The sequence below is a fragment of the Stenotrophomonas sp. FSL W7-1447 genome (assembly GCF_037966425.1).
In the GTDB taxonomy this organism is placed as follows: Bacteria; Pseudomonadota; Gammaproteobacteria; order Xanthomonadales; family Xanthomonadaceae; genus Stenotrophomonas; species Stenotrophomonas pavanii.
This window is the reverse complement of the sequence record NZ_CP150199.1, coordinates 930,162-947,812: the sequence shown is the minus strand read 5'-3', so window position 1 is coordinate 947,812 and position 17,651 is coordinate 930,162. Positions and strand designations below refer to the sequence as shown.

Below are 17,651 nucleotides of genomic sequence, written 5' to 3'. Positions count from 1 at the left end.
CCGCTGGTACAGAACCACGCTCGCTACCAGCGGCCGGGCGCTACCGATCGGGCTCCAGCTCCACCGGCACGATCGCCGCCTCACCATCCTCAGCACCCGGCGAACGCACATCGGCGGTACGCGCGCGAGGCGCCCGCGGCATGTCCTGCTCGTCCTCGTGCTGCAGCCGCGCACGCACCTGCGGCAGCGACTGCGGATGCTCGCGCGCGAGGAAATCGAGCATGCGTTCGCGGACCAGGCAGCGCAGGTCGAAGGCATCGCCGGAGCTGCGCGCGCTGACCAGCAGGCGGACCTGGATCGCACGCTCGCTGGTCTCGGTCACCTGGGTCACGCAGACCCGGCCGTCCCACAGCGCTTCACCGCGGCAGATGCGCTCCAGCTCGGCACGGATCGCTGCCACCGGGGCACGATAGTCCAGCCACAGGAACGCGGTGCCGAGCAGGTCGGCGCTGCGCCGCGTCCAGTTCTGGAACGGGTTCTCGATGAACCAGGTCAGCGGCACCACCATCCGCCGCTCATCCCAGATGCGCACCACGACATAGCTGCTGCCGATCTCCTCGATGCGGCCCCACTCGCCCTCGACGATCACCACGTCATCCAGCCGGATCGGCTGCGTCACTGCGATCTGCAGGCCGGCTGATCAGGTTGCCGAACACCGGCTTGGCGGCGATGCCCGCAACCAGCCCGATCAGCCCCGCCGAGGCCAGCAATGCGGTGCCGATCTTCTGCACCATCGGGAACGTCAGCAGCACCAGCGATGCGCCCAGCACGATGATGCCGCCCATCAGCACGCGGCTGAGCACCCGGGTCTGGGTCTGGATGCGGCGCGCTTCCAGGTTGTCGGAGACATCGATGGGATGGCTGCGCAGGATGGCCCGTTCGCCCGCCGCCACCGCCCGCACCAGCAGCCAGATGAAGCACGCGGTCAGCGCGATATGCAGCACCCGTTGCAGGTTGCCCAGAACGGGATCCTGCAGCGGGGTGGCCTGCAATGCAGGGATCAACAGCAGCAGCGGCCATGCGGTGGCCATCGGCAATCCAAGCACGCGACCGATGCGCGCGCGCCGCCGATCACGCCCTTTCAGCCGATGATAGATCCACAGGATCAGCCAGGCGCCGATGCCACCCACCAGCACCGCCAGACCCAACGGCCATGCATAGGCCTGCATGCGCTCCCAATGCACCCTTGCCACCTCTGCGTGAACACACCAACGGGCAGCGTCGCGCATGGCGCATGAGCGCCGTGTCAGTCGTTCGTAAGCAGGGTGTTGATCGGCAGGGCGTGCAGCCCTGCACCTGCGGCAGTGTAGAGCCGCTGGTAAACAACAGCAACAGCAACAGCGTGCATTCCGAGGGATGGCGGGGTGGGTCCGGTTGCGGGAGACGCCGTAAACCCATCCATGGGGGCTCGATGGCGCCATCCATGGCGCCAACGGTCCTGCCTGCCCACACCGCCCCACCTCTGACAGATTCCGGCGGCTATTGGTAGGTGTCGACCTTGGTCGACACGGTGGATCCACGCCATGCGTGGATGCTTTTGGATTCCCATTCGAAATATTCGATTCCGATGGAGATTCATCCACGCATGGCGTGGATCTACTGCAGATCGCAGAGATCTGTCGAAGGCGGGGTGGGTCCGGTTGCGGGAGTGTCCGCGGCATGGATGCCGCGGCCAAGCCCCCATGGATGGGTTTACGGCGTCTCCCGCAATCGGACCCACCCCGCCTACCCACAGGAAAGCCGCTTCTGCTTCGGCTGTTGCTGTTGCTGTTGCTGTTGCTCCAGCACGCAGCAGGTGCAGGGCTGCAAGCCCTGCCGCAACCCCTTACCGCACCTGCTCCTGCTTGCGCACGATCGCCATCGCGATCTCCAGCGACTGCTCGTAGTTCAACCGCGGATCCACCGTCGAACGATACGCGCGCTCCAGGTCACGCTCGGTCAGCTCGCGCGCGCCGCCGGTGCACTCGGTCACGTCCTCGCCGGTCAGCTCCAGGTGCACACCGCCCAGGCGCGTGCCTGCCGCCGCATGCAGATCGAACGACATCTCCACTTCGCCGCGCACGTTGTCGAAGCGGCGCGTCTTGAAGCCATTGGCGGTGCTCTCGGTATTGCCATGCATCGCATCGCACACCCACAGCACGCGGCGACCGTCGCGCTTGACCGCATCCAGCAGCGGCGGCAGCTTCTCGGCAATCTGCGCCGCCCCCATGCGATGGATGAAGCTCAGGCGGCCAGGCTCGTCATGCGGGTTGAGCACATCGATCAGGCGCAGCAGCTGGTCCGGCGACACCGACGGGCCCACCTTGATTGCAATCGGATTGCGCACGCCACGCAGGTACTCCACGTGGGCGCCCTCCAGCGCGGCGGTACGCATGCCGATCCACGGGTAATGCGTGCTCAGGTTCAACCAGCCCTGCTGGCGCGGCACCTGCCGGGTCAGCGCCTGCTCGTAGGGCAGCAGCAATGCTTCATGCGAGGTGTAGAAGTCGATGCGGTTGAGGTTGTGCACGCGGGCCCCGGCCAGGGTTTCCATGAAGTGCACCGCATCACCGATGGACGCCACCATCTTCTGGTATTCGGCGGCCAGCGGCGAATGGCTCACCCATTCCAGGTTCCAGTACTCGGGGTGGTGCAGATCGGCGAAACCCCCATCGATCAGCGCGCGCACGAAGTTCATCGTCATCGCCGAATGCGCGTGCGCCTGCAGCATGCGCTTCGGGTCGGGCAGGCGCGCCGCCTCGGTGAACGCCGGCGCATTGATCACGTCGCCGCGGTAGCTGGGCAGGGTCACGCCGTCGCGGGTTTCGGTATCGGCCGAACGCGGCTTGGCGTACTGGCCAGCGAAGCGGCCGACGCGGATCACCGGCTGGCGCAGACCATGCACCAGGACCAGGCTCATCTGCAGCAGCACCTTCAGCCGGTTGGAAATCGTGCCGGATTCGCAGTCGCTGAAGTTCTCGGCGCAATCGCCGCCCTGCAGCAGGAACCGCTTGCCTTCCTGGGCCTCGGCCAGCTGCTGCTTCAGTGCCAGGATTTCCCACGACGTGACCAGCGGTGGCAGCCGCTTCAGCTCGTGCAGGGCAGCGTCCAAGGCCACCGGGTCGGGGTAGGTCGGCATCTGCAGCGCGGTCTTGCCACGCCAGCTCTCCGGCGACCAGGCAGCGCCGACGGCGGTCGCGGCAGGATCGGGAACAGGCGAAACGGCGGACAGGCTCATTGCAGGTTTCCGGCGGGGGGGAGAAGGCGTTCATGGTCGCAGAGCCGACCGCTGCCGCAAAGGCCCGGCCGACGCCTGCACATGACTGAACGCCGGGCAAAGGCTCTCGCGATCGGCCAGAAATCGCATGGCCGGGGGCTCCGGACAGGCGCATGATTCGCCACGCACTGTTACGAAGTAACAATCGCCCCGCCCTCCCTTCCACAGCTCCCTTCCACAGCCCGCTGCCATGAAGCCCTCCCTGCTCGCTACCGGCATCACCTTCGCCCTGGCCCTGGCCCTGGCCAGCCTGCCCGCGTTCGCGGCCACGCCCGACGACGGCAAACCATCGGTCAAGGACCTGGATACGGTCACCGTCAGTGCCCAGCTCGACCAGGCCCGCAATGCGCTGTCGCCGGACATCGGCAGCAGCCAGTACCAGATCACCGCCGAGGACATCCAGAAGCAGCCGCTGGGCGCCTCGGCGCCGCTGAGCCAGGTGCTGCTGCAGGCCCCGGGCGTGGTCCAGGATTCCTACGGCGGCGTGCACGTGCGCGGCGACCACGCCAATCTGCAGTACCGCATCAACGGCGTCCTGCTGCCCGAGTCGATCTCCGGCTTTGGCCAGACCCTGGATGCCCGCACGATCAAGAGCCTCCGCCTGATGGATGGCGCGCTGCCGGCACAGTTCGGCGAACGCACGGCAGCGGTGGTCGACATCACCACCCGCAGCGGCGCAGAGCTTGGCAATGGCGGCAGCGCCGGGCTGACCGCAGGCGCGTTCGGCAAGATCAATCCCAATGCCTCCTGGTGGGGCAACCAGGGGCGCTGGAGCTGGTTCCTGACCGGCAACTACGACCAGAACGAGGTGGGCCTGGAGAACCCGACCAGCACGCGCAAGCCGCAGCACGACGACACCCACCAGGGCAAGGCCTTCGCCGACCTCACCTACCTGGTCAACGAGAACACCCGCCTGAGCGTGTTCGCCGGCTTTGCCAACAATCGCTTCCAGATCCCGGTCAACCCCGGGCAGACGCCGCAGTTCGGTTACCTCGATACCACCGCCTTCGACTCCAGCCAGCTGGATGAAACCCAGCGCGAGGCCACCCGCTTCGGCATGCTGGTGCTGCAGGGCACGTTGGGCAGCACCGCCTATCAGCTCTCGGCCGGGCAGCGCTACAGCGATGTGGCATTCCATCCGGATGTCATCGGCGACCTGGTGTTCAGCGGCGTCGCCTCACAGGTGCAGCGCAGCAACCGCGCCAACACGCTGCAGGCCGACTTCTCCACCCCGCTGGGCAATGACCACACGCTGCGCTACGGCCTGTACGGCAACTACGAGAATGCGCGCGCCAGCAACAACAGCTGGGTCTTCCCGGTCGATGGCGCCGGCCAGCAATCCAGCACCACGCCACTGCTGATTCCAGACCGCAGCGCCTTCCACGCCAGCACGCTGGCGGTGTACGTACAGGACGAGTGGAAGATCGGCGACGACTGGACCGTCAACTACGGGCTGCGCGGCGACCGCTACAAGGCGTTTGGACGCACCGAGGGCCAGCTCAGCCCGCGCGCAGGCGTGGTCTGGAATGCCAGCGACCGCACCACCGTGCATGCGGGCTACGCGCGCTACTTCACGCCGCCGGCCAGTGAGCTGATTGCCAGCAGCGACATCGCGCTGTACGACGGCACCACCAACCAGCAGCCCAGCGGCGGCAACAACACGCCCCTGGCCGAACGCAGCGACTACTACGACATCGGCATCTCGCAGCAGCTGGGCGACCACCTGACCCTGGGCCTGGACGCCTACGACCGCCGCGTTGCGCGCCTGCAGGACGAAGGCCAGTTCGGCGCCGCCTACATCTACTCGACGTTCAACTATCGCCGTGGCCACATCCGTGGGCTGGAGTTCAGCGCCGACTACAGCAACGGCCCGTTCAGCGCCTACTTCAACGCGGCCTACAACAAGGCGATCGGCACCCAGGTCATCACCAGCCAGTACAACCTCGACCCGGACGCACTGGCCTATGTGGCCAACCACTGGATCCACCTCGACCACGACCAGAAACTGACATCTTCGGGCGGCTTCAGCTACGCCTTTGCCGGGCACAACCGGATCGGTGCCAACTACCTGTTCGGCAGCGGCCTGCGCTCGGACGCCGACGGCGTGCCCAACGGCGGCGAACTGCCGTCCTACCTGCAGGTGAACCTCAGCGCCGGGCATGACTTCAACGCCGACAGTGGCCATCCCCTGCACGTGCAACTCGCCCTGATCAACGCACTGGACCGCAGCTACCAGCTGCGTGATGGCGGTGGCGTCGGCGTGTTCGCCCCGCAGTGGGGTCCGCGCCGGGGCGCCTACCTGAGCCTGCAGCAGGACTTCTGAGGACGCCAGGGTGCCTGGGGTCGGATCTCTTTCCGCAGGAAAGGGCTCCGACCCCGCCTTGCTTCAGCGCTTGACCTTGCGCAGCGACACCACCAGCGCCCACAGCGCCAGCAGCACGAACCACACGCCCGACCACATCGGCATGGTCAGGCCCAGGAACGTCCAGTCGATGTTGCCGCAGTTGCCGGTACCGGTCAGTACCGTGCGGAACACTTCCAGCGGCCCCATGGTCTCGCGCAGGAAGCTCAGCGGCGGGCCACAGGTCGCGCCCATCTCCGGCGGCAGCATCTGCACGTAGACGTGGCGCGCAGCGATGCCCACGCCGACGGCCGCCGCGATGAAGGCGAGCACGCCGTAGGTGGCGCGGCCGGGACGGTTGGACGGCCCGTGCAGCGCACCGATCAGGAACAGCAGGCCCAGCGCGGCAAAAGCCAGGCGCTGGAAGATGCACAGCGGGCACGGCTCCAGGCCCATCTTGAGCTGCAGGAAGATCGCGTAGCCGAGCAGGCCCGCGCAGATCAGGAAGCCCAGGAAGAACTGGGCGCGGAAGGGCCAGCGCAGTGGATTCATCGTCAACGCTCGAATGGATCAAGGCGCCAAGCGTAACCGAGAGCGCGCGCCATTCGAACCGCCACAGGTGACGCCTGTCGGAACGGTGCGGGTCAGATCCCGCGCCCATGGCACGGGATCCGACCCCGGACCTCCGCTCCGGAAATGCAAAAGCCCGGCAGAGGCCGGGCTTTCGCTGTGTCGCATTGGAGCAGTCCGATTACTCGGCCACTTCCTCGGCCACGACCGGACGGTCAACCAGCTCGACGTAGGCCATCGGTGCGTTGTCGCCGGCGCGGAAACCGCACTTCAGCAGGCGCAGGTAGCCGCCCGGACGGTTCGCGTAGCGCGGGCCCAGGATGGTGAACAGGTTGCCCACGGCTTCGTTGTCGCGCAGGCGGGCGAAGGCCAGACGGCGGTTGGCGACGGAGTCGACCTTGGCCAGGGTGATCAGCGGCTCGGCAACGCGGCGCAGTTCCTTGGCCTTCGGCAGGGTGGTCTTGATCAGCTCGTGCTTGAACAGCGAGGCGGCCATGTTCTTGAACATCGCTTCGCGGTGGGCGCTGGTGCGGCTGAACTTACGGCCAGACTTCTGGTGACGCATGGTGATATTCCTTGGTTAATGATGCGGCTGTGTGGATCGTTGTCGCCATCCTGGCGTTACTGCGCGGACTGCGGTTGGTCCTGGTCACCCGTCCTGGACGACCTGCCCGCGAACCTGCGGTTCGTCGTGGCGTGGTGTGTTGCGTTGAAGGCTCCACCGCGAGCGGTGGAGCCTCCAGGCATTACCGATATCAGCCCAGCATGCCGTGGCTGGCGACGCCGGCCGGCGGCCAGTTCTCCAGCTTCATGCCGAGCGAAAGGCCGCGCTGAGCCAGCACTTCCTTGATCTCGGTGAGCGACTTCTTGCCCAGGTTCGGGGTCTTCAGCAGCTCCACTTCGGTCTTCTGGATCAGATCGCCGATGTAGTAGATGCTTTCAGCCTTCAGGCAGTTGGCCGAACGCACGGTCAGCTCCAGATCGTCGATCGGGCGCAGCAGCACCGGATCCACGCCGTTGTTGGCCGGCTTGGCCGCACCGCGGTCGCGGTGGGTGAAGTCACCGAACACCGACAGCTGGTCGCTGAGGATGTCGGCGGCGGTGCGCACGGCTTCCTCGGCATCGATGGTGCCGTTGGTCTCGATATCGATGACCAGCTTGTCCAGGTCGGTGCGCTGTTCGACACGCGCCGCTTCCACGGCGTAGGCGACACGGCGGACCGGCGAGAACGAGGCATCCAGGACCAGGCGGCCGATGGCACGGGTTTCTTCGTCCGGACGACGACGCGCGGCCGCCGGCTGGTAGCCGAAACCACGTTCGATCTTCAGACGCATGTTGATCGCCGTATCCTTGGTCAGGTGGCAGATCACATGGTCGCCGTTCAGGATCTCCACATTGTGGTCGACCTTGATGTCGGCAGCGGTGACAACGCCCGGGCCCTGCTTGGACAGGGACAGGGTGGCGCTGTCGCCGGAGTGCATACGGATGGCCACGTCCTTCAGGTTCAGCAGGACTTCGAGCACGTCCTCCTGCAGACCTTCGACCGTGGTGTACTCATGCAACACGCCGTCGATTTCGACTTCCGTGATGGCGAAGCCCGGGATGGACGACAGCAGCACGCGACGCAGGGCATTGCCCAGCGTATGCCCGTAACCCCGCTCCAAAGGTTCGATGACGACCTTTGCGCGGGTGTCGGTAAGGCGTTCGATCTGCGGACCGCGAGGACGCAGAACCTGGTTGGCGGTAACCGTCATGTTGCGGGTTCTCCTAGTGAACCCCCGGCCGTCGCCGGGGGCTCTCCAATGTGAATTACTTCGAATACAGCTCGACGATCAGCGCTTCGTTGATGTCCGCAGGCAGATCCGAACGATCCGGAACAGCCTTGAAGATGCCGGTGAACTTGCCGGAATCCACTTCAACCCACGACGGGCTCAGGTCATGCTGGGCGGCGACGGTCAGGGCTTCCTGGACGCGCAGCTGCTTGGCAGCCTTTTCGGACAGAGCGATGGCGTCGCCAGCCTTGACCTGGTACGAGGCCAGGTTGACCGACTTGCCATTCACGGTGACGCCGCGGTGCGACACCAGCTGACGGGCAGCCGGACGGGTCACGGCGAAGCCCATGCGGTAGACGACGTTGTCCAGGCGGGTTTCCAGCAGCTGCAGCAGGTTCTCGCCGGTGTTGCCCTTCTTGGTCGAGGCCTTCTTGTAGTAGTTGCGGAACTGACGCTCCAGCAGGCCGTAGATACGCTTGACCTTCTGCTTTTCACGCAGCTGGGTGGCGTAGTCGGACAGCTTGCCCTTGCGGGCAGTGGCGCCGTGCTGGCCGGGCTTCTGCTCCAGCTTGCACTTGGAGTCCAGCGCACGCGCCGGGCTCTTCAGGGACAGGTCGGCGCCTTCGCGGCGGGCGAGCTTACAGGTAGGACCGATATAACGAGCCATTTCTTATCGCTCCCTTTAGACGCGACGCTTCTTCGGCGGACGGCACCCGTTGTGCGGGATGGGCGTCACGTCGATGATGTTGGTGATCTTGTAGCCGACGTTGTTCAACGAACGCACGGCCGACTCACGGCCCGGACCCGGGCCCTTGATGCGGACTTCCAGCGACTTCACGCCGTAGTCCAGCGCAGCACGACCGGCCTTTTCAGCCGCCACCTGGGCAGCGAACGGGGTCGACTTGCGCGAACCGCGGAAGCCAGCGCCACCGGAGGTTGCCCACGACAGAGCGTTGCCCTGGCGGTCGGTGATGGTGACGATGGTGTTGTTGAACGAAGCGTGGACGTGGGCGACGCCGTCGGTGACGACGCGCTTGATCTTCTTCTTGGTCTTAGCAGCGGGCTTAGCCATTTCTCAGTCCCTTACTTCTTGATCGCCTTGCGCGGACCCTTGCGGGTGCGGGCGTTGGTACGGGTGCGCTGGCCACGCAGCGGGAGACCACGACGGTGACGCAGGCCGCGGTAGCAGCCCAGGTCCATCAGGCGCTTGATCGCGATGCCGATCTCACGGCGCAGATCGCCTTCCACGATGTACTTGCCGACTTCGGCGCGCAGGCGCTCGATTTCCGGCTCCGACAGATCGCGGATCTTGGTGGTCGAAGCAACGCCTGCGACTTCGCAGACCTTCTTCGAACGGGTACGGCCGATGCCGTAAATGCTTTGCAACCCGACCCAGACATGCTTCTGGGCTGGCAGGTTGACGCCTGCAATACGCGCCATGACGCGGTTCTCCAGCTGAGTGATGGCCGACAGCGCGCCTCGGGCACGCCAATCCGGCAGGATGGATCAAAAAAGTGAACTAGCGATACTAACAAGGTTCCGGTTTACATGGAAGCCCGTGAAACCATTGGTTTCATGAACCCGGCCTGGGGAGTGTGCCCAGGCTCCGGCGCCGGATGGGGTTGGACCTGGGGTTTCCCCCGGGGCCGCCCGCGCTACTCCAGCGCGGGACCACCTCATCACACCCCCACCCGGAACCGCTGCGGGGGCCGCCCTTCGTTTGTGTGGCCGAAGTCCGCGAAGCGGAGGGACCATCACGTCAGGAAGACGAAAGTATAACAGCTCAATCAGCCGCGGGCAAAACCGCCGCGGTTGCCGCCCTTCAGGTTGGCCTTCTTCAGCAGGCTCTCGTACTGGTGGGACATCAGGTGCGCCTGCACCTGGGCGATGAAGTCCATCACCACCACCACCACGATCAACAGCGAAGTACCACCGAAGTAGAACGAGGCGTTCAGCTGCGTGCGCATCAGTTCCGGCAGCAGGCAGACGATCACCAGGTACGCCGAACCGGCAGCGGTCAGGCGGGTCAGCACGCCGTCGATGTAGTCGGCGGTGGCCTTGCCCGGACGGATGCCAGGGATCAGCGCGCCCGACTTCTTCAGGTTGTCGGCGGTTTCCTGCGAGTTGAAGACCAGCGCGGTATAGAAGAACGCGAAGCCAGTGATCAGCGCAGCGAACACGATCATGTGCAGCGGCTCGCCCGGGCCGAGCGCGTTGGCGACCTTCTGCAGCACCTGGCCGAAGCTGCTCTGGTTGGCCGCCTGGCCGGACCACATGGCCAGGGTGGCCGGGAAGGCCAGCAGGCTCGAGGCGAAGATCGCCGGGATGACGCCGGCCATGTTGAGCTTCAGCGGCAGGAACGAGGTCTGGTTCATGTACGCGTTGCGACCGCCCTGGCGGCGCGCGTAGTTCACCGTGATCCGGCGCTGGCCGCGCTCGACGAACACCACGAAGAAGGTGAAGGCAAGCACGACGATGGCGATCAGCAGCAGCTGGATGAACTGGATGTTGCCGTCGCGGTAGGCGTCGAAGGTGTGGATGACCGCACCCGGCAGGCCGGCCACGATACCGGCGAAGATGATCAGCGAGACGCCGTTGCCGATGCCGCGCTCGGTGACCTGCTCGCCCACCCACATCAGGAACATGGTGCCGGCGGTCAGCGCGACCACGGCGGTGAGCACGAAGCCCATGCCCGGCGCGTACACGACCGGAGCGCCCGACGGCGAGACCTGGCCCTGCAGGGCCAGCGCGATCGAGCCACCCTGCACCACCGCCAGCAGCACGGCGCCGATGCGCGAATACTGGGTGATCTTGCGGCGGCCGGACTCACCTTCCTTCTGCATCGCCTTCAGCGCGGGGAAGATGTGCACCGCCAGCTGCATCACGATCGATGCCGAAATGTACGGCATCACGTTCAGCGCGAAGATGCTGAAACGGTGCAGGGCGCCGCCCGAGAACATGTTGAACATGTCCACGATGCCGCCGCCCTGCTGTTGCATCATGGCAAGCATGGCATCGGGATTGACGCCCGGCACCGGCACGTAGCAGCCGATGCGATAGACGATCAAAGCCCCGACGACGAACAGCAAACGTTGGCGAAGTTCAGTGAACTTGCCCATTCCGCCCGCGAGGTTACCGATGCCAGCTTGCGCCATGATTTTCTTACTCCGTTACGCTGCCGCCGGCAGCTTCGATTGCAGCCTTGGCACCGGCCGTGGCAGCAATACCCTTCAGGGTGAACGCCTTGGTCACTTCGCCCTTGACGACGACCTTGGCCTTCTTTGCGGTGCTCGGGACCAGCTTGGCAGCACGCAGGGCGGCGAAATCGATCTCACCGGCCGGCAGCTTGTCCAGCGCGTACAGCAGCACTTCAGCGGTGTCCTTGGCGATCGGCGAACGGAAGCCGATCTTCGGCAGACGGCGCTGCATGGGGGTCTGGCCGCCTTCGAAGCCAGCCTTGATCTTGCCGCCACCCTTACGGGCGAACGAACCCTTGTGGCCGCGGCCGGCAGTCTTGCCCAGGCCCGAGCCGATACCGCGGCCGACGCGGGTGCGCTCGGTGCGGGCGCCCGGTGCCGGGCTCAGTTCATTGAGACGCAGAGTCATGGTCGATTACTCCTCAACCTGGACGAGGTACTGAACCTTGTTGATCAGGCCGCGTACCTGCGGGCTGTCCTTCAGTTCACGCACATCGTTGAGCTTGTTCAGGCCCAGGGCACGCACCGACAGGCGGTGACGCGACTGGGTACCACGCAGGCCACGCACTAGGCGGACCTTCACAGTCTTGTTGGACTCATTAGCCATGGTTGAGTTCCTCCACCTTCTTGCCGCGCTTGGCCGCGATGCGAGCCGGCGACTGCGCAGCAGACAGGCCCTTCACGGTGGCACGCACCAGGTTGATCGGGTTGCGCGAACCGGTGGCCTTGGCCAGCACGTTCTTCACGCCAACGGCTTCCAGCACGGCGCGCATGGCACCGCCGGCGATCACGCCGGTACCTTCCGAAGCCGGCTGCATGAACACGCGGGCTGCGCCGTGACCATCCTTGATGGTGTGCCACAGGGTGCCGTTGTTCAGGTCAACGCTGACCAGGTTCTTGCGGGCCTGCTCCATCGACTTCTGGATGGCGACCGGCACTTCGCGGGCCTTGCCATAACCGAAACCGACCTTGCCTTCGCCGTCGCCGACAACGGTCAGGGCGGTGAAGGTGAACTGGCGGCCACCCTTGACGGTCTTGCTGACGCGGTTGACCGCGACCAGCTTTTCGATCATGCCGTCGTCGATCTTCTCTTCGCGGTTACGGTCGCGATCGCGACCCCGCTGCTGACGCTCTTCTGCCATGTTGATTCCTTGGTTGTTTGGGTATGTACGGCTCGAGGCCGCTTATGGTTGTGGAGTGACGCGTTGTTCCGGTGGGCCGCTGCAGAAGAGCGGCGCCGTCCAGCCTCGCTCAGGCTGGCGAGCAGGCAGGCAGGAGGCCATCGGCCCCTGCCCTTGTCCCTTAGAACTGCAGGCCGGCTTCGCGGGCGGCTTCTGCCAGGGCCTTGATGCGGCCGTGGTAGCGGTAGCCCGAACGATCGAAGGCAACCTTCTCGACGCCGGCGGCCTTGGCGCGCTCGGCGACGATGCGGCCAACCTTGGCAGCGGCATCGGCGTTCTTGCCGTTCTTCAGGCCTTCCTTGACGTCGGTCTGGGTGGTGTTGGCGGCAGCCAGCACCTTCGAACCGTCAGCGGTGAAGACCTGGGCGTACAGGTGCTGGCCGGTGCGCAGCACCGACAGGCGGGCGACGCCGAGCTCACGGATGTGGGCGCGGGTCGACTTGGCGCGACGCAGGCGGGCGATGTTCTTGTTCATTTTGATTGTTCCTTGAAAGCTGAAGGATGGGCTTTTCCCTGAGGAGTCCGCACATGGATGTGCGGGCTCTTGCGAGGGACTCGCACTTACGCCTTCTTGGCTTCCTTACGGATGATGACTTCGTCGGAGTACTTCACGCCCTTGCCCTTGTACGGCTCCGGCTTGCGGAACGCACGGATCTTGGCGGCGACTTCACCGACGACCTGCTTGTCAGCGCCCTGGACCAGGATCTCGGTCTGGGTCGGGGTGGTGATGGTGATGCCTTCCGGCGCCACGAACACGACCGGGTGCGAGAAGCCCAGCGACAGGCTCAGGTCCTTGCCCTGCATGGCAGCGCGGTAACCCACGCCAACCAGCTCCAGCTTGCGCTCGAAGCCTTCGGACACGCCCTTGACCATGTTGGACAGGATCGCACGCACGGTGCCGGTCAGTGCGACCAGCTCGGCGTTCTCGGTGCTCAGGGTGGCAACGCCATTGTCGACGTTGATGGCAATGCCGGCCGGCTTGGCCAGCGACAGGGTGCCCTTCGGGCCCTTGGCGGTGACGCTGTCCGACTGGACGTTCAGTTCAACCTTACCCAGGGTGATCGGCTTCTTGGCTACGCGGGACATAGTTCTACTCCTTTCGCCTTAGGCCACGAAGCACAGGACTTCGCCGCCGACGCCCAGCTGGCGCGCCTGCGCATCAGTCATGATGCCCTTGGAGGTGGAAATGATGGAGATACCCAGGCCGTTCATGACCTTCGGCAGCTCGCTCTTGCCGCGGTACTGGCGCAGACCCGAACGCGAGAAGCGCTTCAGGGTCGCGATGACCGGCTTGCCTTCGAAATACTTCAGCACGATTTCCAGCTCGGACTTGTTGTTTTCCAGCTGGGTCACGCGCAGGTCGGTGATGTAACCCTCGTCCTTCAGGACCTGGGCGATCGCAACCTTGATCTTGGACGACGGGGCTTTCACCGTCTGCTTGCCAACTGCGGCCGCATTCTTGATGCGGACCAGCAGGTCGGCGATGGGATCAGTCATGCTCATATGAGTACCTTTGAGTGCACCGATATCCGCTTTCGCGAAAATCTGTTGTCTCCTGGAAACGGGCCAGGTCCCTTGATGCAGCGGGCCAGGGCCCACTCCTACAACCCCGTCTGCACAGGGCAAGACGCGGGAGTATACGCCAAAAGAGCCCGACTTGCGTCGGGCTCTTCGGGTTTTTTCGCAGAAAGGAAGCTGAACAGCCCCCTCTCCCGGTTCAGCACCCCCGCAAGGAGGTGCTGATCGCAGGGCCGGCTGGGATTACCAGCTGGCCTTGCGCAGGCCCGGGACGTCGCCACGCATGGTGGCTTCGCGCAGCTTGTTGCGGCCGAGGCCGAACTTGCTGTACACGCCACGCGGACGACCCGACAGCTCGCAACGGTTGCGCTGACGGCTCGGCGACGAATCGCGCGGCAGCTTGGCCAGCTTGGTTGCGGCGTCGATCTTCTCTTCGTAGGTCGCGTCCACGGAGGACACGATCTTCTTCAGAGCCGCACGCTTCTCAGCGTACTTCTTGGCCAGCTTTTCCCGCTTGATGTCGCGGTTGACCATGGAGGTCTTTGCCATTTCGGTTTCCTCGACAGATCAGTTACGGAACGGGAACTTGAACGCTGCCAGCAGCGCCTTCGCTTCCGCGTCGGTCTTCGCAGTGGTGGTGATGGCGATATCCATACCGCGGATCGCGTCGACGGCGTCGAAGTCGATTTCCGGGAAGATGATCTGTTCCTTCACACCCATGTTGAAGTTGCCGCGGCCGTCGAAGGAACGACCGGAAACACCACGGAAGTCGCGCACGCGCGGCAGCGAGATGTTGATCAGGCGGTCCAGGAACTCGTACATCTTGTGGCGACGCAGCGTGGTCTTGCAGCCGATCGGCCAACCATCACGGATCTTGAACGACGCAACCGAGATACGCGACTTGGTGACAACCGGCTTCTGGCCGGAAATCTTGGTCATGTCCGCGACGGCGTTTTCCAGGATCTTCTTGTTGGTGGCAGCCTCGCCGACACCCATGTTCAGGGTGACCTTGACGAGCTTCGGTACTTCCATCGGATTGGTGTAGCCGAACTGCTTCATCAGCGCCGGCACCACTTCTTCCTTGTAGATCTTTTCGAGACGGGAAGTCATCTTCACATTCCTCAGGCGTCGAGCGCCTCACCGCTGGAGCGGAACACACGCAGTTTGCGTCCATCCTCCAGCACCTTGAAGCCAACGCGTTCGCCCTTGCCCGAAGCCGGGTTCAGCACGTTCACGTTGGAGATATGGATCGAAGCTTCGCGCTCGACCACGCCGCCGGCAACACCTGCCTGCGGGTTCGGCTTGGTGTGGCGCTTGACGATGTTCACGTTGGCGACGACCACACGGTCGCCGTCGACGCGGACGACTTCGCCCTGCTTGCCCTTGTCCTTGCCAGCGTTGACGACAACCTGGTCGCCCTTCTTGATACGGTTAGCCATGATTATCTCCTGTCGCTCACAGCACTTCGGGAGCGAGCGAGACGATCTTCATGAACTTCTCCGAACGAAGTTCACGGGTCACCGGCCCGAAGATACGGGTACCGATCGGCTCCTGCTTGTTGTTCAGCAGGACGGCAGCGTTGCCGTCGAAGCGGATCAGCGAACCGTCGGCGCGACGCACACCCTTGCGGGTACGCACCACGACGGCGTCATACACTTCACCCTTCTTGACCTTGCCGCGCGGAATCGCATCCTTCACGGTGACCTTGATGATGTCGCCGATGCCGGCGTAACGGCGCTTGGAACCACCCAGCACCTTGAAGCACATCACCTGCTTGGCACCCGAATTGTCCGCGACGTCAAGGTAGCTCTGCATCTGGATCATGATTCAGACTCCTTATTCAGCCGCACGCGTGATGACTTCCACCACGCGCCAGTTCTTGGTCTTGGACATCGGAGCAATCTCGGTCACGCGGACGACATCGCCTTCCTTGCAGGCGTTGTCGGCATCGTGGGCGTGCAGCTTGGTCGAGCGCTTGATGTACTTGCCGTACAGCGCGTGCTTGACCTGACGCTCAACCAGGACGGTAACCGTCTTGTCCATCTTGTTGCTGACGACACGGCCTTCGACCGTGCGCAGCGTCTTCTTTTCAGTATTGTCGCTCATAGCGGCCATCCTTACTTCGTGCTGCCGAGCAGGGTCTTGACGCGAGCAATCTCGCGACGGACCCGGCGAATGTCGTGGGTCTTCGGCAGCTGGCCGGTGACCTGCTGCATACGGACAGAGAACTGTTCCTTACGCAGGTCGATCAGGTGGGCCTTGAGTTCGTCAGCCGACTTTTCACGGAGAGTTTTGATATCCATCAGCGCACCGTACGGGTCACGAAAGTGGTGGTGACCGAGAGCTTGGCGGCGGCCAGGCGGAACGCCTCGCGAGCCACTTCCTCGGAAACACCCTCGATTTCATAGATCATGCGGCCGGGCTGGATCTGGGCCACCCAGTATTCCACGTTACCCTTACCCGAACCCATTCGAACTTCGATGGGCTTCTTGGTGATGGGCTTGTCGGGGAACACGCGGATCCACATCTTGCCGCCGCGCTTGACGTAGCGGCTGATCGAGCGGCGGGCCGCTTCGATCTGACGCGCGGTCAGCTGACCGTGTGCGGTTGCCTTCAGGCCGTATTCGCCGAAGCTGACAGCGTTGGCGCTCCAGCTCAGGCCATCGTTACGGCCCTTGTGTACCTTGCGGTACTTGGTTCGCTTGGGTTGCAACATTGTCGTTACCTCGCTTCACGGGCCGGGCGCTGACGGTCACCACGGTCGCCGCGATCGTGACGATCGTTGCGCGACGGGGTGTCGTCCTGCTTTTCCTGGCCAACCTGGGAGAAATCGAAGACCTCGCCCTTGTAGATCCAGACCTTGATGCCGATGATGCCGTAGGTCGTCTTGGCTTCAGCGAAGCCATAGTCGATGTCGGCACGCAGGGTGTGCAGCGGCACGCGGCCTTCGCGGTACCACTCCGAACGGGCGATTTCAGCACCGTTGAGGCGGCCACCAACGTTGACCTTGATGCCCAGGGCACCCAGGCGCATCGCGTTGCCGACCGAGCGCTTCATTGCACGGCGGAACATAATGCGACGCTCCAGCTGCTGGGCGATCGACTCGGCAACGAGCTGCGCGTCCAGTTCCGGCTTGCGCACTTCGGTGACGTTGATGTGCGCCGGGACGCCCATCATCTCGCTCACTTCCTTGCGCAGCTTCTCGATGTCCTCACCGCGCTTGCCGATCACCACGCCCGGACGGGCGGTGTGGATCGTCACGCGAGCGGTCTTGGCCGGACGCTCGATCAGGATCTTGCTGATGCCGGCCTGGGCCAGCTTCTTGCGCAGCATTTCGCGCACTTTCAGGTCGGCTGCCAGGTAACCGGCGAACTCGGCCTTGTTGGCGTACCACTTGGAGTTCCAGTCCTTGGAAATGCCGAGGCGGATACCAATCGGATGAACTTTATGACCCATGGTCTTTTCCTTATCCGCTTACTTGGCGGCGCCCACAACCACAGTGATGTGGCTGGTGCGCTTGAGGATGCGGGTACCGCGGCCTTTCGCCCGCGCCATGAAACGCTTCAGGGTCGGACCTTCATCAACCATGATGGTCTGAACCTTCAGCTCGTCGACGTCGGCGCCCTGGTTGTTCTCGGCGTTGGCAATTGCCGACTCCACCACCTTCTTGATCAGGTGGGCAGCCTTCTTGTCCGAGAACTTCAGCAGGTTGACCGCACGTTCGGCCGGCAGACCGCGCACCTGGTCAGCGACCAGACGAGCCTTCTGCGGGGAGATGCGCGCAGTGCGCAGGATGGCTTTCGCTTCCATTGTCAT

24 protein-coding genes and 1 pseudogene are annotated in these 17,651 nt (G+C 64.3%); 1 reads left to right on the top strand and 24 read right to left on the bottom strand.

Annotated features, from left to right (window positions below; genetic code table 11):
* Positions 1-40: 40 nt before the first annotated feature.
* Both NSQ78_RS04300 and NSQ78_RS04295 read right to left on the bottom strand, forming a co-directional pair.
* Positions 41-1,229 (bottom strand): annotated as a pseudogene (locus NSQ78_RS04300) (mechanosensitive ion channel family protein).
* A gap of 596 nt (positions 1,230-1,825) precedes the next feature.
* Complete coding sequence (locus NSQ78_RS04295) at positions 1,826-3,217, bottom strand: 3-deoxy-7-phosphoheptulonate synthase class II (RefSeq protein WP_057494608.1); 1,392 nt, start codon at positions 3,215-3,217, stop codon at positions 1,826-1,828.
* 229 nt (positions 3,218-3,446) lie between these two features.
* On the opposite strand from NSQ78_RS04295, the gene NSQ78_RS04290 reads away from it, so the two are divergent.
* Complete coding sequence (locus NSQ78_RS04290) at positions 3,447-5,579, top strand: TonB-dependent receptor (RefSeq protein ID WP_308306509.1); 2,133 nt, start codon at positions 3,447-3,449, stop codon at positions 5,577-5,579.
* Positions 5,580-5,642: 63 nt separating this feature from the next.
* On the opposite strand, the gene NSQ78_RS04285 is transcribed toward NSQ78_RS04290, so the two are convergent.
* The 22 genes from NSQ78_RS04285 to rplV all read right to left on the bottom strand — a co-directional run bounded on the left by NSQ78_RS04285 (position 5,643) and on the right by rplV (position 17,645).
* A complete protein-coding gene (locus NSQ78_RS04285) occupies positions 5,643-6,149 on the bottom strand; it encodes a disulfide bond formation protein B (RefSeq protein ID WP_005415421.1) in 507 nt (168 codons plus the stop codon).
* A gap of 199 nt (positions 6,150-6,348) precedes the next feature.
* Positions 6,349-6,732 (bottom strand): 50S ribosomal protein L17, encoded by a 384-nt coding sequence (rplQ, locus tag NSQ78_RS04280; protein WP_005408217.1) that lies wholly within the window; start codon positions 6,730-6,732, stop codon positions 6,349-6,351.
* 190 nt (positions 6,733-6,922) lie between these two features.
* Entirely contained in the window at positions 6,923-7,921 is a 999-nt protein-coding gene (gene rpoA / locus NSQ78_RS04275; RefSeq protein WP_005408216.1) for a DNA-directed RNA polymerase subunit alpha, read from the bottom strand.
* A gap of 55 nt (positions 7,922-7,976) precedes the next feature.
* Positions 7,977-8,606, bottom strand: coding sequence for a 30S ribosomal protein S4 (gene rpsD / locus NSQ78_RS04270; protein ID WP_004145446.1), 630 nt, complete (start codon positions 8,604-8,606; stop codon positions 7,977-7,979).
* 15 nt (positions 8,607-8,621) lie between these two features.
* Entirely contained in the window at positions 8,622-9,011 is a 390-nt protein-coding gene (gene rpsK, locus NSQ78_RS04265; RefSeq protein ID WP_004145443.1) for a 30S ribosomal protein S11, read from the bottom strand.
* Between the two features lie 11 nt (positions 9,012-9,022).
* Positions 9,023-9,379, bottom strand: a complete 357-nt coding sequence (gene rpsM / locus NSQ78_RS04260) for a 30S ribosomal protein S13 (protein ID WP_004154500.1) — start codon at positions 9,377-9,379, stop codon at positions 9,023-9,025.
* A 347-nt stretch (positions 9,380-9,726) separates the two neighbouring features.
* Positions 9,727-11,094: a preprotein translocase subunit SecY gene (gene secY / locus NSQ78_RS04255; RefSeq protein WP_005415420.1), complete on the bottom strand. Its 1,368-nt coding sequence runs from the start codon at positions 11,092-11,094 to the stop codon at positions 9,727-9,729.
* 7 nt (positions 11,095-11,101) lie between these two features.
* Positions 11,102-11,545, bottom strand: coding sequence for a 50S ribosomal protein L15 (gene rplO, locus NSQ78_RS04250; protein ID WP_004154498.1), 444 nt, complete (start codon positions 11,543-11,545; stop codon positions 11,102-11,104).
* 6 nt (positions 11,546-11,551) lie between these two features.
* The gene (gene rpmD / locus NSQ78_RS04245; protein ID WP_005408214.1) at positions 11,552-11,743 is read right to left on the bottom strand and encodes a 50S ribosomal protein L30; all 192 of its coding nucleotides are present in this window, start codon (positions 11,741-11,743) and stop codon (positions 11,552-11,554) included.
* The gene (rpsE, locus tag NSQ78_RS04240; protein ID WP_005408213.1) at positions 11,736-12,278 is read right to left on the bottom strand and encodes a 30S ribosomal protein S5; all 543 of its coding nucleotides are present in this window, start codon (positions 12,276-12,278) and stop codon (positions 11,736-11,738) included. The genes rpmD and rpsE overlap by 8 nt, the downstream gene beginning before the upstream one ends.
* A gap of 160 nt (positions 12,279-12,438) precedes the next feature.
* Positions 12,439-12,798, bottom strand: coding sequence for a 50S ribosomal protein L18 (rplR, locus tag NSQ78_RS04235; protein WP_169411773.1), 360 nt, complete (start codon positions 12,796-12,798; stop codon positions 12,439-12,441).
* A gap of 80 nt (positions 12,799-12,878) precedes the next feature.
* Positions 12,879-13,403 carry a 50S ribosomal protein L6 gene (gene rplF / locus NSQ78_RS04230; RefSeq protein WP_014646052.1) on the bottom strand — a complete coding sequence of 175 codons (525 nt, stop codon included), beginning with the start codon at positions 13,401-13,403 and terminating at the stop codon, positions 12,879-12,881.
* Positions 13,404-13,421: 18 nt separating this feature from the next.
* Complete coding sequence (gene rpsH, locus NSQ78_RS04225) at positions 13,422-13,820, bottom strand: 30S ribosomal protein S8 (protein WP_005408210.1); 399 nt, start codon at positions 13,818-13,820, stop codon at positions 13,422-13,424.
* 258 nt (positions 13,821-14,078) lie between these two features.
* Entirely contained in the window at positions 14,079-14,384 is a 306-nt protein-coding gene (gene rpsN / locus NSQ78_RS04220; protein ID WP_005408209.1) for a 30S ribosomal protein S14, read from the bottom strand.
* Between the two features lie 18 nt (positions 14,385-14,402).
* The gene (rplE, locus tag NSQ78_RS04215) at positions 14,403-14,945 is read right to left on the bottom strand and encodes a 50S ribosomal protein L5 (RefSeq protein WP_005415416.1); all 543 of its coding nucleotides are present in this window, start codon (positions 14,943-14,945) and stop codon (positions 14,403-14,405) included.
* Between the two features lie 11 nt (positions 14,946-14,956).
* Complete coding sequence (rplX, locus tag NSQ78_RS04210) at positions 14,957-15,274, bottom strand: 50S ribosomal protein L24 (RefSeq protein ID WP_004154490.1); 318 nt, start codon at positions 15,272-15,274, stop codon at positions 14,957-14,959.
* 16 nt (positions 15,275-15,290) lie between these two features.
* Complete coding sequence (gene rplN, locus NSQ78_RS04205) at positions 15,291-15,659, bottom strand: 50S ribosomal protein L14 (protein ID WP_010483978.1); 369 nt, start codon at positions 15,657-15,659, stop codon at positions 15,291-15,293.
* A 12-nt stretch (positions 15,660-15,671) separates the two neighbouring features.
* Positions 15,672-15,941, bottom strand: coding sequence for a 30S ribosomal protein S17 (gene rpsQ / locus NSQ78_RS04200; RefSeq protein ID WP_004154489.1), 270 nt, complete (start codon positions 15,939-15,941; stop codon positions 15,672-15,674).
* Positions 15,942-15,952: 11 nt separating this feature from the next.
* Entirely contained in the window at positions 15,953-16,138 is a 186-nt protein-coding gene (gene rpmC / locus NSQ78_RS04195) for a 50S ribosomal protein L29 (RefSeq protein ID WP_004154487.1), read from the bottom strand.
* The gene (gene rplP, locus NSQ78_RS04190) at positions 16,138-16,551 is read right to left on the bottom strand and encodes a 50S ribosomal protein L16 (protein ID WP_004154486.1); all 414 of its coding nucleotides are present in this window, start codon (positions 16,549-16,551) and stop codon (positions 16,138-16,140) included. The genes rpmC and rplP overlap by 1 nt, the downstream gene beginning before the upstream one ends.
* Before the next feature lie 5 nt (positions 16,552-16,556).
* Positions 16,557-17,291, bottom strand: a complete 735-nt coding sequence (gene rpsC / locus NSQ78_RS04185) for a 30S ribosomal protein S3 (RefSeq protein ID WP_004145350.1) — start codon at positions 17,289-17,291, stop codon at positions 16,557-16,559.
* 18 nt (positions 17,292-17,309) lie between these two features.
* Entirely contained in the window at positions 17,310-17,645 is a 336-nt protein-coding gene (rplV, locus tag NSQ78_RS04180) for a 50S ribosomal protein L22 (protein WP_004145348.1), read from the bottom strand.
* Positions 17,646-17,651: the final 6 nt, after the last annotated feature.